Consider the following 15,170-nt stretch of genomic DNA (forward strand, 5'->3'; position numbering starts at 1 on the left):
CTCAGATGGCGCGCAGGTTCACCCGCCTTGAAAGCGCCTGCGCGCTTTCGCGCCGCTCGCTGTAGCGATCGACGAGGTAGCCGGCACAGTCGCGCGTGAGCAGCGTGAACTTGACCAGCTCCTCCATCACGTCGACCACGCGCTCGTAGTACGGCGAAGGCTTCATGCGGCCGGCCTCGTCGAACTCCATGAAGGCCTTGGCCACCGACGACTGGTTGGGGATCGTGAGCATGCGCATCCAGCGCCCGAGCACGCGCAGCTGGTTCACCGCGTTGAACGACTGCGAGCCGCCCGACACCTGCATCACCGCCAGCGTCTTGCCCTGCGTGGGCCGTACCGAACCGACCGACAGCGGGATCCAGTCGATCTGCGATTTCATGATGCCGGTCATGGCGCCGTGCCGCTCTGGCGATGTCCACACCATGCCTTCGGCCCACTGCGCGAGGCTGCGCAGTTCGCTGACCTTCGGGTGGTCTTCGGGCGCGCCGTCCGGCGGGGGCAGGCCGTGCGGGTCGTAGATGCGGGGCTCGGCGCCCATGGCGTCCAGCAGGCGCGCGGCTTCCTCGGTCAGCAGCCGGCTGTAGGAGCGTTCGCGAAGCGAGCCGTAGAGCAGCAGGATGCGCGGCGCATGCGTGGCGCGCTGCGCGGGCAGCAGGGAGTGCAGCCCGGGCAGGCGGAAGGCCTCGGGGTCGAGGTTGGGAAGGTCAGGAGTGAATGACACGCTGGCCTTTCGCATCGATGACGGGCTCGCCATCCTCCTTGGAAAACGCACCCTGCTGCGGGCGCGGGAGGATGTCGAGCACCAACTCCGAAGGCCGGCAGAGGCGAGTGCCCAGCGGCGTCACCACCACCGGCCGGTTGATGAGGATCGGATGCGCCAGCATGAAGCCGATGAGCTGCTCGTCGGTCCACTTCGGATCGTCGAGGCCGAGTTCGTCGTACGGCGTGCCCTTGCGGCGCAGCAGGTCGCGCACCGGCATGCCCATCTGCGCGATCAGCCGCTGCAGCGTGGCGCGGTCCGGCGGGTTCTTCAGATACTCGATGACGACGGGCTCCTCACCCGTGTTGCGGATCAGCGCGAGCACATTGCGGGACGTGCCGCAGCCGGGGTTGTGATAGATCTTGATGTGGTTGTTCATGGCAGTGCGATGCTCAGTCGAAGCGCCAGTGCCGCCAGGGTGACGAACAGCACCGGCAGGGTCAGCACGATGCCGACCCGAAAATATTCGCCCCAGCCGATCAGCGTGCCCTTCTTCGCGAGCACGTGCAGCCAGAGCAGCGTGGCGAGGCTGCCTATCGGCGTGATCTTCGGGCCCAGGTCGCAGCCGATCACGTTGGCGTAGACCATCGCTTCCTTCACCGCGCCGCTCGCGGCCGACGCGTCGATGGAAAGCGCCCCGACCAGCACCGTGGGCATGTTGTTCATGACCGAAGACAGCACCGCCGCGAGAAAGCCCGTGCCCATTGCCGCACCCCAGACGCCGCCTTGCGCGAACACATCGAGCAGCGCCGCGACCTGCCCGGTGAGCCCCGCGTTGCGAAGCCCGTACACCACCAGGTACATGCCGAGGGAGAACACCACGATCTGCCAGGGCGCGCCGCGCAGCACGCCGCGGATGCCGATCACCGGACCGCGCCCGGCCACCGCCAGCAGCACCACCGCGCCGAATGCGGCCACAGCGCTCACTGGCACGCCCAGCGGCTCGAGTCCGAAGAAGCCGACCAGCAGCAGCGCCAGCACCACCCAGCCGGCGCGGAAGGTCGCCGGGTCGCGGATCGCATCGGCAGGCGCCTTGAGCCGGGCCGCGTCGTAGCGTGCCGGAATGCCTCGGCGGAAGTACAGCATCAGCACCAGCAGGCTCGCGAGCACCGCCGCGATGTTCACCGGCACCATCACCGAGGCATACGCGCCGAAGCCGATCCGGAAGAAGTCGGCCGAGACGATGTTCACGAGGTTGGACACGATCAGCGGCAGGCTCGCGGTGTCGGCGATGAAGCCCGCCGCCATGACGAAGGCGAGCGTGGCCGCGGGCGTGAAGCCGAGCGCGGCCAGCATCGCCATCACGATGGGCGTGAGGATCAGCGCGGCGCCGTCGTTGGCGAACAGCGCCGACACCGCCGCGCCCAGCAGCACGACGAACGCGAACAGCAGCCTGCCGCGCCCGCCGCCCCAGCGCGCCACGTGCAGGGCGGCCCATTCGAAGAAGCCGGCCTCGTCGAGCAGCAGGCTGATGACGATCACCGCGACGAAGGTGGCGGTCGCGTTCCACACGATGCCCCAGACCACGGGAATGTCGGACAGCTGGACCGCGCCCAGCAGCAGCGCGATGACGGCGCCGAGCGATGCGCTCCAGCCGATGCCCAGGCCGCGCGGCTGCCAGATGACCAGCACGAGCGTGAAGACGAAGATCAGGACGGCGGTCAGCATGCCGGCCTCAGCAGCCGCATGCCGAAGGAGCCTCGACGGCGCAGGCCTCGCCCTGGCAGCAGTTCTCGCCGAGGTAGCCGAGCAGGGCGTTCATCTGCTCGAAGGCGGCGCGGTACACGAGGTTGCGCCCCTGCCGTTCCTGCGACACCAGCCCAGAATTCATCAGTTCCTTGAGGTGAAACGACAGGCTGGTGCCGGGCACCTCCAGCGATTCGGTGAGTGCACCGGGCGTCAGTCCGGCAGGGCCGGCGACCACCAGCGCGCGGAACACGCGCAGGCGAATAGGTTGCGCCAGGGCGGCGAGGGAGCGGACGACATCGTTTTCTTCCATATTTCAAGTATCGTTGAATAATTGAATGGAAGCAATCGCGTCGGGCCTTGGCACGAATCGGCCATCCGGCTGGCAGGCATGGGCTATTCAAAATGGATCACTGTTTCTAAAGTGCTCATCCGTCGCAACAACGAAAGAGACTTCCATGTCAGACACCTACGTTCTGGTTCACGGCGCATGGCACACCGGTGCCGAGATCGAAGCCGTGGCCGACGGCCTGCGCGCGGCCGGCCACACCGTGCATTGCCCCACGCTCGCCGGCAACAACCCCGGTGACGACCGCGCCAGCACCGGCCTGGAAGACGCCATCGCCTCGGCCGTGCGCTACATCGAGGAAAAGAACCTGACCCAGGTGCGGCTGGTGGGCCACAGCTACGGCGGGATGGTGATCTCCGGCGTGGCGGACCGCATCGCTGCGCGGTTGAAGCGGCTGGTCTACATCAACGCCTTCGTGCCGCTGGACGGCGAATCGCTCAACGACATGGTGCCGCCGCATTACGTGAGCATGTTCGATGCCGTCGCCGAGGCCAACGGCAACGCCGTGACCTTGCCGTTCGAGATCTGGCGCGAAGCCTTCATCAACGACGCCGACCTCGCCACGGCCACCGCCGCCTACGCCAGGCTCAACCCGCATCCGTACCGCACCTTCACCGACAAGATCCGGCTCAAGCAGCCGCTGGCCGCGCTGGCGCTGGGCAAGTCCTACGTCAATTGCCAGCAGGACACGGCGATGCCGCACGGCCTGCCGTGGCATCCGCGCCTGTCGGAGCGGCTGGGGCTGTTCAGGCTGGTGGAGTGCCCCGGCAGCCACGAGATGTTCTTCTCCAACCCGGCGCGACTGGCGCAGGCCATCATCGAGGCGGGGCGCGACTGAGCGCGCGGGTCAGCGGCTGCTGATGAGTGCGTCGTACACGCGGATCGACGCATAGGCGTCGTTCGCGGCGTAGCGGATCTGCGCCTCGGTGAGCTGCCTGTTGGCCCAGTTCGAGGTGGTCGCCTTGCGCGACTTGATGAAGCGGCGGTTGAACACCAGCGCCACCGCCGCCCTCACGCCGACCGACTTGCGGTAGCCGCGCCTGCGGAATTCGTCGTCGATGTCGAACACCGCCTTCGGCTCGATGCCGAGGCGGTTGCGTATCAGCGTGAGGTCGCCCGACAGCCCGAAGCCGACCTTGCGCAGTTCGGTCGATGCGATGAGCGCGGCCACCACCGGGTTGCACTCGGTGCGGTGCAGCTGGAACAGCCAGGCCGTGTCGCGGGTGGAGAACTGCACCACGTGCGGGCCGCCCGACACCTCGTTCTTTGCGAAGGTGGGCTTGGATTCGGTGTCGAAGCCGGCAATGCCCGCGGCCAGCAGCGCGCCGGCCGCATGCTCGGCGTCCTGCAGCGTGGCGACGACCACGATGTCTTTCAGGCCGAGGCCTTCGAAGGGTTCGAGCAGCGCGATCTGTTCGCGCTCGGGCAGGGGCGGGAGTGCCGGCTTGTGTTGCTCGCTCACCGGGAGGCTGCTTTCGTTGTCGTCTTTTTCTTCACTGCGGCTTTCTTTGCGGGAGGTTTCTTCTGTTTGGGCGGCTGGCCCGAGCGCAACGCCGCTTCGTAGGCGCGGCGGCCCCAGAGGGCTGCCTCGTGCCGGTCCTCGAACAGGTCCGCCGGAGCCAGCCGGTAGGACATCGGCATCGACTGGCCCTGGCGTTCGTAGGTGAAGGGCGGCAGGTCCAGCGCGTCGAAGTGCGGCGCGCTTTCTGCGTCGGCCTTGAGATAGAGCGTGTCGTTCACCACGAGGGCGATCATGCGGTCCTCGTGCCAGATGCCGTGGCCGCCGAACATGCGGCGCGTGCGAATGCGCCCCAGGCGCTCGAACACCTCGTGCAGGCTTTCGACGAATGCGCTCATTCGACAACCTTCGTGCTTCGCACTGCGGAGCGAGCTTGCTTGGGGCGCCCCGGCGCTGCGCTCATGCAGTGATCTCGATGCGGTTGCCGTCGGGGTCCAGCACCACGCTCTCGTAGTAGCCGTCGCCGGTGCGGCGCGGCCCGTCGAGCAGCGGGTAGCCGTCGGCCTTCAGGCGCTGGGCGAGCGCGTCGACGGCCGCGTCGGAGCCCACGCTGATGGCCAGGTGCGTCCAGCCCATGCGCTGGGCGCCGGCCTCGGCCGTCACCGGGGAGAGCGTGGAGGTGGTCATGGCCTCGATGCGCGCGCCGTCGCCCAGGCTCAGGAAGCACGAGGCGAAGCCCTTGGCCGGGTTGGCGTACCCCGCGCCGGCGGTGGCGCCGAAGTAGTCGACATAGAAGCGCTTGCAGCGTTCGAGATCGGTGGTCCAGAGTGCGATGTGATCGATGCGCATGGAGGGCGGGAAGAGAGGCGGGATCAGCCCACGCGCCACGGCGGGCGAGCGGGCGACCAATGGTAGGCGATGCGTTCGCGGCCGCTGCCCGGATGGCGGTCGACCGTGCCGCGCTCCAGGCCGTATCGCTCGTAGAAGCGCTGCGCCGAGGTGTTGGTCACTGCCACGTGCAGCCGCCAGCCGGTTGGAATGCGCACGCAGGCCTCGTCGAGCAGCGCCTTGCCAAGGCCCTGGGCGCGCAGGTGCGGTTCCACGAAGAGCTGTGCCACGTACTCGCGCCGCTCCAGCAGCACCATGAACGCCAGCACCTGGCCCTCGCGTTCCGCCAGCACCACGTCGGCGGGCGGGCCGAACTCGGTGTGCACGCGATGCAGCCAGTGGCCGATGGGTTCGATGAAAGCGGCGCCGCGGTTGGCGGCCGTCCAGGCCCGGCGCCAGATGCCGGCCAGCACCATGTTCTCTTCTGCGGAGCCTTCGCGCGACCGCAGGTGGAAGGCGGGAATTTGGGCGGCGGACATGCGGCTCATGATACGGCGCGAGTCCGCCCCGGTCGACCCGGGCCGCCGCTCAGGCGCGCAGGCTCTGCGCGTGGTGCGCGATGTGGTCGGCCATGAAGGTCTGGATGAAGTAGTAGCCGTGGTCGTAGCCCGCGTGGCGGCGCAGCGTGAGCGGCTGGCCGGCGGCGAAGCAGGCCGCCTCGAACGCCTCGGGGTGCAATTGCTCCGCGAGGAATTTGTCGCTCAGCCCCTGGTCGATCAGGATGCCTTGCGGGTAAGGCGCGGCCACCTGCGACTTCATGAGCGCGCTGGCGTCGTGCGAAAGCCATTGCGCGCGGTCGTCGCCGGGCGCGCCCAGGTAGCCGGCGAAGGCCTTCTCGCCCCACGGGCACTGCGTGGGCGCGCAGATCGGCGCGAAGGCAGAGAGCGACTTGAAGCGCCCCGGATGCCGCAGCGCCAGCGTGAGCGCACCGTGGCCGCCCATCGAGTGGCCGAAGATGCCGACGCGATGGCCGTCGATGGCGAAGTGCGCGGCCACCAGCGGCAGCAGTTCGTGCACGATCCAGCTCTCCATGCGCCAGTGCGTGGCCCAGGGCTCGGCCAGGGCGTCGAGGTAGAAGCCCGCGCCGATGCCGAAGTCCCAGTTGTCCTTGGCGCCCGGAATGCGCTCCGCCTCGGCGCCGCGCGGGCTGGTGTCGGGCGCGATCAGCGCAATGCCCAGGCTCGCGGCCATGCGCTGCGCGCCGGCCTTCACCGCGAAGGTTTCTTCGTTGCAGGTCAGGCCCGCGAGGTAGAGCAGGGCGGGCACGGGGCCGTTCGCGGCCTGCGGCGGCAGGTAGACCGAGAAGCGCATCGGCAGGCCGATTTCGTGCGAGCTGTGCTCGTGGAAGCTCTGCACGCCGCCGAAGGCGTGATGCTCGGAAAGGGTCTTGGGTGTGTTGTCTGTCATGGGGTGTTGTTGCGCAACGCGGGGACCAGTTCGAGCACGGCATCGGCAAAGGTGCGCGGCGCTTCCTGCGGCATGTTGTGGCCCACCCCGGGCACGAGGCGGTGCGAGCGCGGCCCGGAAAAGCGGTGCGCGTGGGCCGTCGCCTCCGCCGGCGGGCGCACGCCGTCGTCGATGCCGTCGAAGGTGATGGTCGGCACGGTGATGGCGGGCTGGGCCGCGAGCCGGCGCTCGATGTCCGCATACGCCGGGTCGCCCGGCACAAGGCCGAAGCGGTGGCGGTACGACTGGATCACCACGTCCACGAAGTCGGGGTGGTCGAATGCGGCGGCGCTGCGCTCGAAGGTGGCGTCGTCGAACTTCCAGGTCGGCGACCACAGCTTCCACAGCAGCTTCGTGAATGCCCTGCGGTCTTTCTCGAGACCCGCGCGGCCGCGCTCGCTGTGGAAGTAGTACTGGTACCAGAGGCTGTGCTCGTTGGCCGGCGTGTCGGGCTCCATCGCCTTCGCGATGTTCTGGATGTTGTAGCTGTTGAAGGACACCAGCCCCGCCACGCGCTCCGGCCACAGCGCCGCCACCACGCAGGCGGCACGGCCGCCCCAGTCGTAGCCGGCCAGCACCGCGCGCTCGATCTTCAGCGCATCGAGCAGCGCCAGCAGGTCGGCGCCGAGCGCGGCCTGCTCGCCCGAACGCGGCGTGGCGTCGCTCAGGAAGCGCGTGGCGCCGTAGCCGCGCAGGTACGGCACGATCACGCGGCAGCCCTGGCCGGCCAGCATGGGCGCGACTTCCGCGTAGGTGTGGATGTCGTACGGAAAGCCGTGCATCAGCAGCACCGGCGGGCCGTCTGCCGGACCGGTTTCGAAGTACGCGACTTCGAGGACGCCGGCCTCGATCTTCTGCAAGGGCTCCATGCGTGTCATGGCCGGGTGCCTCCGGGGCTTCTAGTAGATGACCACGCCGCGGATGGACTCGCCGCGCTTCATGAGGTCGAAGCCCTTGTTGATGTCTTCCAGCGGCATGGTGTGGGTGATGAGGCTGTCGATGTCGATCTTGCCTTCCATGTACCAGTCGACGATCTTCGGCACGTCGGTGCGGCCGCGCGCGCCGCCGAAGGCCGAGCCTTCCCACTTGCGGCCGGTGACCAGCTGGAACGGCCGCGTGCTGATCTCCGCGCCGGCCTCGGCCACGCCGATGATGATGCTGCGGCCCCAGCCCTTGTGCGTGCATTCCAGCGCCTGGCGCATCACCTTGGTGTTGCCGATGCACTCGAAGCTGTAGTCGGCGCCGCCGTCGGTCAGCTGCACGATGGCATCGACGATGTTCTCGTGGTCCTTCGGGTTCAGGAAGTGCGTCATGCCGAACTTGCGGGCCATGGCTTCGCGCTCGGGGTTCAGGTCGATGCCGATGATCTTGTCGGCGCCCACCATCCTGGCGCCCTGGATCACGTTCAGGCCGATGCCGCCCAGGCCGAACACCACCACGTTGGCGCCGGCTTCCACCTTGGCGGTGAAGATCACCGCGCCGATGCCGGTGGTCACGCCGCAGCCGATGTAGCAGACCTTGTCGAAGGGCGCGTCCTCGCGGATCTTGGCCAGCGAGATCTCGGGCGCCACGGTGTAGTTGCTGAAGGTGCTGGTGCCCATGTAGTGGGCGATGGGCTTGCCGTCGAGGCTGAAGCGGCTGGTGCCGTCGGGCATCTGGCCCTTGCCCTGCGTGCCGCGGATCAGCTGGCACAGGTTGGTCTTGCGGCTCAGGCAGAACTTGCACTGGCGGCATTCGGGCGTGTACAGCGGAATGACGTGGTCGCCCTTCTTCAGGGTGGTGACGCCGGGGCCGACATCGACCACGATGCCCGCGCCTTCATGGCCCAGGATGGCGGGGAAGATGCCTTCGGGGTCCGCGCCCGAAAGCGTGTAGTAGTCGGTGTGGCAGATGCCGGTGGCCTTGATCTCGACCAGCACTTCGCCGAACTTGGGGCCTTCGAGGTCCACGGTTTCGATGGTGAGCGGCGCTCCGGATTTCCACGCGACGGCGGCTTTGGTTTTCATGGTGTTGGGTTCTTCAGAAGGCGGGAGGGGTGAGGATACTCAGGCGGGGCCAGCGGGGAAGATACCCGACATGCCGATGAACCCGCGCACGTGGCGGACATTCCACACCCAGTTTCGCAGTGCGGGAAATTCGTCGAGCGAAATGCCGCCTTCGCCGGCCAGCGCCACGTACGGAAAGCAGGCAATGTCGGCAATGGTCGGCTCGGGCGCGGAGGCCAGCCAGCGCTGGCCCGCGCTGGCCTGTTCCGCCAGATGGTCGTCGAGCACGCGGAACACGGCGCGCGCGCCGCCGCGGCAGGCGTCGATGTCGAGGTGGTGGTAGCCGAGCGCATCGTGCAGCCGCGCGGCCGAGGCGGTGCGGGTGATCTCGTCGGCGGTGGCGAGCCACATCGCGATCTGGCCGCGCAGCCTGGGGTCGTCGGGATACCAGCGGCCCTGCGGGTCGTAGCGGCTCGCGAGGTAGACCAGGATGGCCTGCGCATCGCGCAGCAGGAAGCCGTCGTCGTCGAGCACCGGCAGCTGGCCGAGCGGGTTGACCCTGGCCAGGAACGCGGCCGACTTGTGTTCGCGGCCCGGAAAGAAATCGACCGGCACCGTCTGGTATTCGACGCCGAGCCACGCCAGCATCTGCCGCACCTTGAAGCAGTTGCCCGACAGCGGGTAGTCGTACAGCTTCACGGTCATGCCGCCGCCCTCACGCCGAAGCGCATGCCGCGCTCGCGCAGCCAGCGCCGGTAGGTGACGGAGGAGGTGTCGCCGCGCGTCGGCGTCTCTGCGCGGCCTTCGAGCGGCATGCGCTTGAAGGCGTGGTTCTCCAGAATGGGCTTGTCCTGCCCGAAGATGGTGTGCTGGAAGGCGATGAGCTCCGCGTCGGTGGAGTCGTCGTCGAAGCAGGCGAGCATGGTGTGCGCGATGACATGCTCGTCGTCCACGGGCTGCAGGAAAAGGCCGATGGCGTCGAGCTGCCCTTCGCGGAAGCTCGACTTGTAGAGCATGGCCGAGAAGGGCTGCATCACCCGGTACTTGTAGAGCACCTCGCTGCCTGAGCTGTCGTGCGCGGCCGAGGCCCGGGGCTGCCAGAAGCGGCAGTCGGTGGCCCAGATCTCGCCGGTGGCGGGCTCGACCTGCACCTGGTATTGCGCCACCTCGGTGTGGGGCACCTTGCCGAGGTAGTCGGCATGCACGAAGGGAAAGTGCGCCATGTCCAGGAAGTTCTCGATCACGCGCAGGCCCGACACCGCCACGCCGATGCCGCCGCAGTCGATGGTGCGGCGGCCGGGCTCGCTGTATTCGGGAAAGTCGAACAACGGGCGCGCCGGTTTGCCGCTGGGGCAGGCCCAGAGGTAGCCGTAGCGCGACTGCACGGCCAACGCCCGGTCGCCGAGGCGGCACCGGGGCGTGCCGTCGGAGTCGTCGATCCACAGCTGCACGGTTTCTCCGAGCAGACGGGTGGTGCGGGGTGCGGCCGTGGCGGGGCCGATGACGAGCCAGTCGTCGAGCATGTTGGGGTCGTCGGTGACGAAGGGCATGGGATCTTTCAGCCGAGGGCTTCGATGTCGGCGCGCAGGCTGCGCGCGGCGGTGTGCAGGGCCTGCATGGCGAGGGAGCCCGGGGCGGCGTCTGTCCAGAGGTGGACGAAGGCGAGCCGGGGCTGGGCGTCGAGCACGAGCGCGGCGGCGGCCACCCCGTCGAGCTGGCCGCGCCAGGCGCCCGAGGCTGCTTCGGCGATCAAGCCGCGTTGCGCCAGTGCCGCTCGCACGGTGTCGGCGGGCGTGTTCACGGTCAGCGTGCGGCAGAAATGCCAGCCGGCGGGCACGGCGTCGGCCAGGGCCGGTGCCGCGGGCGTCGCCTCCGGCGACAGGCGGACCCAGAGCATTCCGGCAGCCTCCGCCGTCGCGAAGGTCCCGGCGCAGACATTGCGCGGCGCCTGCATGGCCGGGTGCGCCGGGATGCGGGTGCATTGCCCGCTGCCGGCGGCGTACTGCCAGCCGTGGTACGCGCAGGCCAGGTGGTTGTCGACCACCTGCCCCAGCGTGAAGCGCACGCTGCGGTGCGGACAGCGGTTTTCCCAGGCCTGCGCGGTGCCGTCGGTGGCGCGCCAGAGCGCGAGTTCCTGGCCTTCAGCAAAGCCGGCGACGATGTTGTCGCCGGGGCGAAGATCGGCCGAGCGCGCGACGGGGTGCCAGACGGCGGTGTTCTGTGTGTTCATGGCGGTGATACCGTACCGCTTCCCACGCACCGATGAAAGCCACATGGAGAGACGCTACTTTTCATTCCTGCAACGCCGGGCCGCATGAGCCGGATCGATCTTGCGCTGGTCGAGGCCTTCGTGCTGGTCGCGAAGAGCGGCAGCCTGACCAGGGCCGAAAGCCTGTCGGGCACGTCCAAGGCCACGCTGAGCCGGCAGCTCACGCGGCTCGAAGAGTTGCTGGGTGCCCAGCTGCTGCTGCGCAGCCCGCGCCGCATCGCGCTCACCGAGGCGGGGCGCGCCTTTATGCTGCGCGGCGAGGGGCTGCTCGACGAAGTGACGGGCCGGCTCGAGGCGGCCAGCACGGAGATCCACGAGCTGACCACGGGCGTGTCGGGCCGTCTCTCGCTGCTGTCGGACACGCAGTTCAGCACCTCCTTCGTCTGCCACGTGGTCAAGCTTTTCCTGGAATCGCACCCAGAGGTGCGCTGCCAGCTCGACGTGGCCAACGGCTTCCATGCCCCGCGCATCGGCGACGTCGACTGCTATGTCTGCGCCGAGCCGCCCGACGCGCCGAACCTCGTGGCCAAGCTGCTGGGGCGGCTGAACTACGGGCTCTATGCGAGCCCGCAGTACCTGGCGCGGCACGGTGCGCCGTCGTCGCCGGCGGACCTGGCCGCGCACCAGTCCATCGTGATGAAGGAGCCTTCTTCGGGGCGTTCGCAGGTGCTGCTGGTGTCGGGCGCGCAGAGCTTTGCCTTCCAGCCCGAGCCTGCCTTCGAGACCAACGACCACTGGGTCATGAAGACCTTCTGCATCGACGGCCTGGGCATCGCGCTGCTGCCGGCCTTCTTCGTGCGGCCGGAGGTGGAGCAGGGCGTGCTCGCGCCGGTGCTGCCGCAGTGGCAGCCCGAGCCGCGCCGCATCTACTGTGCCTACCAGCGCCAGCGCTACATGGGGCAGAAACTGCGGGCCTTCGTCGACCTGATGGCGCGCTGCGTGGTCGACATCGACTCTTACAACTACTACGTCGGCTCATCGGCCGCGCGGCGCCGCCGGACGGCCGCGAGACCATAATCTGCGCCTGCCAGACCGACCCTCATTCATACAGCCATCATGAAGAAAATCCTCGTCCTCAACGGCCCCAACCTCAACCTGCTCGGCACGCGCGAGCCCGAACAGTACGGACGCGACACGCTGGCCGACGTCGAACGGCTGTGCAAGGAAACCGGCGCCAAGCACGGCGTTGAAATCGAATGCCGCCAGTCGAACCACGAAGGCGTGCTGATCGACTGGATCCAGGAGGCCGGCCGCGAGGTGGCGGCGGGCAACATGCTGGGCGTGGTGATGAACCCGGGCGCCTATACGCACACCTCGATCGCCCTGCACGACGCCATCAAGGGCGCGAGCGTGCCGCTGATCGAACTGCACATCTCGAACGTGCACGCGCGCGAGCAGTTCCGCCACCACTCGTACATCTCGCCGGCGGCGAAGGGGATCATCGTGGGCCTGGGCGTGAAGGGCTACACGCTCGCCATCGCGGCGCTGGTGCCCTGACTAGTACTGCTGCTTCGGCGCCGCCGCCTTCCAGCTGCGGCTTACGCGGCCCTGGCTGTCGACGCTTTCCAGGTGCACGTCGAAGCCCCAGAGCCGCGCGACGTGCTTCAGCACTTCCTCGGCGCCGTCGTGCAGCGGCAGGTGGTTGCGCTGCGTATGGCGCAAGGTCAGCGAGCGGTCGCCGCGCGTGGCCACGTTCCAGACCTGGATGTCGGGCTCGCGGCTGCCGATGTCGTACTGGCGTGACAGCGATTCGCGCAGCGCGTGGTAGCCGCTGTCGTCGTGGATGGCCGACACCTCCAGCTCCGACTCGCTCTGGAAATCGCGGATCGAGAACAGGCGCAGGTCGCGCATCGTCTTCGGGCTCAGGAACTGGCCGATGAAGCTCTCGTCCTTGAAGTTGCGCATGGCGTAGTCGAGCGTCTTGACCCAGTCGGTGTCCACGAAGTCGGGGAACCAGCGGCGGTCTTCCTCTGTCGGCTTCTCGCACACGCGGCGCAGGTCGGTCATCATCTTGAAGCCGAGCGCATACGGGTTGATGCCGCTGTAGGCGCGGTGCCCCACCGGCGGCTGGTAGATCACGCCGGTGTGCGAGCTGAGCCATTCCATCATGAAGCCGTCGGCCAGCTGGCCCCGGTCGTACATGGTGTTGAGCAGCGTGTAGTGCCAGAAGGTGGCCCAGCCTTCGTTCATGACCTGGGTCTGGCGCTGCGGGTAGAAGTACTGCGCGATCTTGCGCACGATGCGCACCACCTCGCGCTGCCAGGGTTCGAGCAGGGCGGCGTTCTTCTCGATGAAATACAGCAGGTTCTCCTGCGGCTCCGACGGGAAGCGCTTCGACGAATCGGCCTCGGCAGCCTGCTCGCTCTTGCGCGGCAGGGTGCGCCAGAGGTCGTTCACCTGCTGCTGCATGTGGCGCTCGCGCTCGGCGCGCTGCGCGCTTTCCTGCGCCAGCGAGCGCTTCTGCGGACGGCGATAACGGTCGACGCCGTAGTTCATCAGCGCGTGGCAGGAGTCGAGCAGCTGCTCGACCGCATCGAGGCCGTGGCGCTCCTCGCATTCGGCGATGTAGTGCCGCGCGTAGACCAGGTAGTCGATGATGGACGAGGCATCCGTCCACATGCGGAACAGGTAGTTGCCCTTGAAGAAGCTGTTGTGGCCGTAGGCCGCATGCGCGATCACCAGGGCCTGCATGGCCATGGTGTTTTCTTCCATCAGGTAGGCGATGCACGGATCGGAGTTGATGACGATCTCGTAGGCCAGCCCCATGTGGCCGCGCTTGTAGTTCTTCTCGGTCGAGATGAACTGTTTGCCATACGACCAGTGGCGGTAGATCATGGGCATGCCCACGCTGGCGTAGGCGTCCATCATCTGCTCGGCCGTGATGACCTCGAGCTGGTTCGGGTACACGTCGAGGCCGTAGCTCCTGGCCGTCTTGGCGATCTCGGCGTGGTAGGTCTCGATGAGTTCGAAGGTCCAGTCGGAGGGGCTGGGCAGGCGTTCGTGAACACGGTCGGTGATCATGATGTCACCCCTTCCTTCTTGAACAGGTCGCGGAAGACCGGATAGATGTCCTGCGCGTCGGACACCTTGCGCATCGCGAAGTTGGGCTGCACGCCTTCGAGCTGCTGGTACTCCTGCCACAGGTTCTGCTCGGTCTCGGCCACCTGCACGTAGGCGTAGTAGCGCACCACGGGCAGGATGTTGTCGACCAGCAGCTCGCGGCAGCGGCCGCTGTCCTGGTGCCAGTTGTCGCCGTCGCTGGCCTGCGCGCCGTACACGTTCCACTCGCCGCTGGGGTAGCGCGCCTTGATGATCTCGTCCATCAGCACCAGCGCGCTCGACACCACGGTGCCGCCCGTTTCCGTGGCGTGGAAGAACTCTTCCTCGGTCACCTCCTGCGCCTGCGTGTGGTGGCGCAGGAACACGAGGTCGATCTTCTCGTAGTGCCGCGTGAGGAACATGTACAGCAGCATGAAGAAGCGCTTGGCCATGTCCTTGCGCGCCTCGTCCATCGAGCCCGACACGTCCATGAGGCAGAACATCACCGCCTTGGCGCTGGGCACGGGCGTCTTCACGCGGTTACGGTAGCGCAGGTCGATCGGGTCGATGTAGGGCACGTGCCGCATGGTGCGGCGCAGCTCGGCGATGCGCTCCTCGGTCTCGCGGATTTCATTCTGGATGAGGGCCTGCGCGGCCTGCGGATGCTGCTTCAGCTGCTCGAGGTGCGCCTCCAGGCGCTTGAGTTCCTTGCGCGGCTCGCCGCCCAGCGCGATGCGGCGGGCGAGGGCGCCGCGCATCGAGCGCACCACGTGCAGGTTGTTGGGGGAGCCGTCGCTGGTGAAGCCGGCGCGGTGGCTCTTCCACTCGGGAACGTCGGCGATCTGCGTGCGAATGAGGTGCGGCAGCGCGAGGTCGTCGAAGAAGACGCGCATGAACTCCTCGCGCGTGAGGCGGAAGACGAAGTCGTCCTCGCCTTCGCCGCCGTCGCTGGCTTCCCCGCTGCCGGAGCCGCCCCCGCCCCCGCCTTCGGGGCGCTTGATGCGGTCGCCCTTCAGGTATTCCTGGTTGCCCGGGTGCACGTACTCGCGGTCGCCGCCGCGCGCATGGCCGAACACGGGCTCGGACACATCGTGGCGCGGCAGGGTCACGTCTTCGCCTTGCTCCAGTTCGCGGATGTTGCGCCCGCTGACGGCGCGCCTCACCGCTTCCTGGATCTGCCCCTTGTAGCGCCTGAGAAAGCGCTCGCGGTTGCCAATGGACTTGTTCTTGCCCGATAGCCGGCGGTCGATGATCTGCTGCAGGATGGCCACGATGTCTGCTCCCTTAAT

At 67.9% G+C, this 15,170-nt stretch carries 19 protein-coding genes; 3 read left to right on the forward strand and 16 right to left on the reverse strand.

Annotated features, from left to right (window positions below):
• Position 1: 1 nt before the first annotated feature.
• Genes arsH through C4F17_RS27555 form a run of 4 tightly spaced genes read right to left on the reverse strand, consistent with a single transcriptional unit; the run spans position 2 to position 2,759 of the window.
• A complete protein-coding gene (gene arsH, locus C4F17_RS27540) occupies positions 2-736 on the reverse strand; it encodes an arsenical resistance protein ArsH (protein ID WP_106937371.1) in 735 nt (244 codons plus the stop codon).
• Positions 705-1,139 (reverse strand): arsenate reductase (glutaredoxin), encoded by a 435-nt coding sequence (arsC, locus tag C4F17_RS27545; protein ID WP_106937372.1) that lies wholly within the window; start codon positions 1,137-1,139, stop codon positions 705-707. The genes arsH and arsC overlap by 32 nt, the downstream gene beginning before the upstream one ends.
• Positions 1,136-2,428: an arsenic transporter gene (locus tag C4F17_RS27550; protein WP_106937373.1), complete on the reverse strand. Its 1,293-nt coding sequence runs from the start codon at positions 2,426-2,428 to the stop codon at positions 1,136-1,138. Before C4F17_RS27550 ends, arsC begins: the two co-directional genes overlap by 4 nt.
• A 7-nt stretch (positions 2,429-2,435) precedes the next feature.
• Entirely contained in the window at positions 2,436-2,759 is a 324-nt protein-coding gene (locus C4F17_RS27555; RefSeq protein ID WP_106937374.1) for an ArsR/SmtB family transcription factor, read from the reverse strand.
• Between the two features lie 145 nt (positions 2,760-2,904).
• Between C4F17_RS27555 and C4F17_RS27560 the strand changes: the two genes are divergently transcribed.
• A complete protein-coding gene (locus C4F17_RS27560) occupies positions 2,905-3,633 on the forward strand; it encodes an alpha/beta fold hydrolase (protein WP_106937375.1) in 729 nt (242 codons plus the stop codon).
• A gap of 9 nt (positions 3,634-3,642) precedes the next feature.
• On the opposite strand, the gene C4F17_RS27565 is transcribed toward C4F17_RS27560, so the two are convergent.
• The 10 genes from C4F17_RS27565 to C4F17_RS27610 form a co-directional block, all read right to left on the reverse strand.
• Positions 3,643-4,257 (reverse strand): 3'-5' exonuclease, encoded by a 615-nt coding sequence (locus C4F17_RS27565; RefSeq protein WP_106937376.1) that lies wholly within the window; start codon positions 4,255-4,257, stop codon positions 3,643-3,645.
• Positions 4,254-4,652: a TfoX/Sxy family protein gene (locus C4F17_RS27570; RefSeq protein WP_106937377.1), complete on the reverse strand. Its 399-nt coding sequence runs from the start codon at positions 4,650-4,652 to the stop codon at positions 4,254-4,256. The genes C4F17_RS27565 and C4F17_RS27570 overlap by 4 nt, the downstream gene beginning before the upstream one ends.
• A 61-nt stretch (positions 4,653-4,713) precedes the next feature.
• Positions 4,714-5,103 carry a VOC family protein gene (locus tag C4F17_RS27575; RefSeq protein ID WP_106937378.1) on the reverse strand — a complete coding sequence of 130 codons (390 nt, stop codon included), beginning with the start codon at positions 5,101-5,103 and terminating at the stop codon, positions 4,714-4,716.
• 23 nt (positions 5,104-5,126) lie between these two features.
• Entirely contained in the window at positions 5,127-5,621 is a 495-nt protein-coding gene (locus C4F17_RS27580) for a GNAT family N-acetyltransferase (protein WP_234382446.1), read from the reverse strand.
• Between the two features lie 49 nt (positions 5,622-5,670).
• A complete protein-coding gene (fghA, locus tag C4F17_RS27585; protein ID WP_106937380.1) occupies positions 5,671-6,549 on the reverse strand; it encodes an S-formylglutathione hydrolase in 879 nt (292 codons plus the stop codon).
• Positions 6,546-7,466 carry an alpha/beta fold hydrolase gene (locus C4F17_RS27590; RefSeq protein WP_106937381.1) on the reverse strand — a complete coding sequence of 307 codons (921 nt, stop codon included), beginning with the start codon at positions 7,464-7,466 and terminating at the stop codon, positions 6,546-6,548. The genes fghA and C4F17_RS27590 overlap by 4 nt, the downstream gene beginning before the upstream one ends.
• 21 nt (positions 7,467-7,487) lie before the next feature.
• Positions 7,488-8,594, reverse strand: a complete 1,107-nt coding sequence (locus C4F17_RS27595; RefSeq protein WP_106937382.1) for an S-(hydroxymethyl)glutathione dehydrogenase/class III alcohol dehydrogenase — start codon at positions 8,592-8,594, stop codon at positions 7,488-7,490.
• 39 nt (positions 8,595-8,633) lie between these two features.
• Complete coding sequence (locus C4F17_RS27600; protein WP_106937383.1) at positions 8,634-9,278, reverse strand: glutathione S-transferase family protein; 645 nt, start codon at positions 9,276-9,278, stop codon at positions 8,634-8,636.
• Entirely contained in the window at positions 9,275-10,123 is an 849-nt protein-coding gene (locus C4F17_RS27605) for an aromatic ring-hydroxylating oxygenase subunit alpha (RefSeq protein WP_106937384.1), read from the reverse strand. Before C4F17_RS27605 ends, C4F17_RS27600 begins: the two co-directional genes overlap by 4 nt.
• A gap of 8 nt (positions 10,124-10,131) precedes the next feature.
• Complete coding sequence (locus C4F17_RS27610) at positions 10,132-10,803, reverse strand: Rieske (2Fe-2S) protein (RefSeq protein WP_106937385.1); 672 nt, start codon at positions 10,801-10,803, stop codon at positions 10,132-10,134.
• 84 nt (positions 10,804-10,887) lie between these two features.
• Here C4F17_RS27610 and C4F17_RS27615 point away from each other — a divergent pair, with 84 nt between their 5' ends.
• Together C4F17_RS27615 and aroQ are read left to right on the forward strand one after the other, a co-directional pair.
• Positions 10,888-11,859, forward strand: coding sequence for a LysR family transcriptional regulator (locus tag C4F17_RS27615; RefSeq protein ID WP_106937386.1), 972 nt, complete (start codon positions 10,888-10,890; stop codon positions 11,857-11,859).
• 39 nt (positions 11,860-11,898) lie between these two features.
• Positions 11,899-12,339: a type II 3-dehydroquinate dehydratase gene (gene aroQ, locus C4F17_RS27620; RefSeq protein WP_081268598.1), complete on the forward strand. Its 441-nt coding sequence runs from the start codon at positions 11,899-11,901 to the stop codon at positions 12,337-12,339.
• On the opposite strand, the gene C4F17_RS27625 is transcribed toward aroQ, so the two are convergent.
• Positions 12,340-13,863, reverse strand: coding sequence for a SpoVR family protein (locus tag C4F17_RS27625; protein WP_081268599.1), 1,524 nt, complete (start codon positions 13,861-13,863; stop codon positions 12,340-12,342).
• On the reverse strand, positions 13,860-15,152 hold the full coding sequence (locus C4F17_RS27630) for a YeaH/YhbH family protein (protein ID WP_106937387.1): 1,293 nt from the start codon (positions 15,150-15,152) through the stop codon (positions 13,860-13,862). Before C4F17_RS27630 ends, C4F17_RS27625 begins: the two co-directional genes overlap by 4 nt.
• Positions 15,153-15,170: the final 18 nt, after the last annotated feature.

This window comes from Variovorax sp. PMC12, assembly GCF_003019815.1.
GTDB lineage: Bacteria > Pseudomonadota > Gammaproteobacteria > Burkholderiales > Burkholderiaceae_C > Variovorax.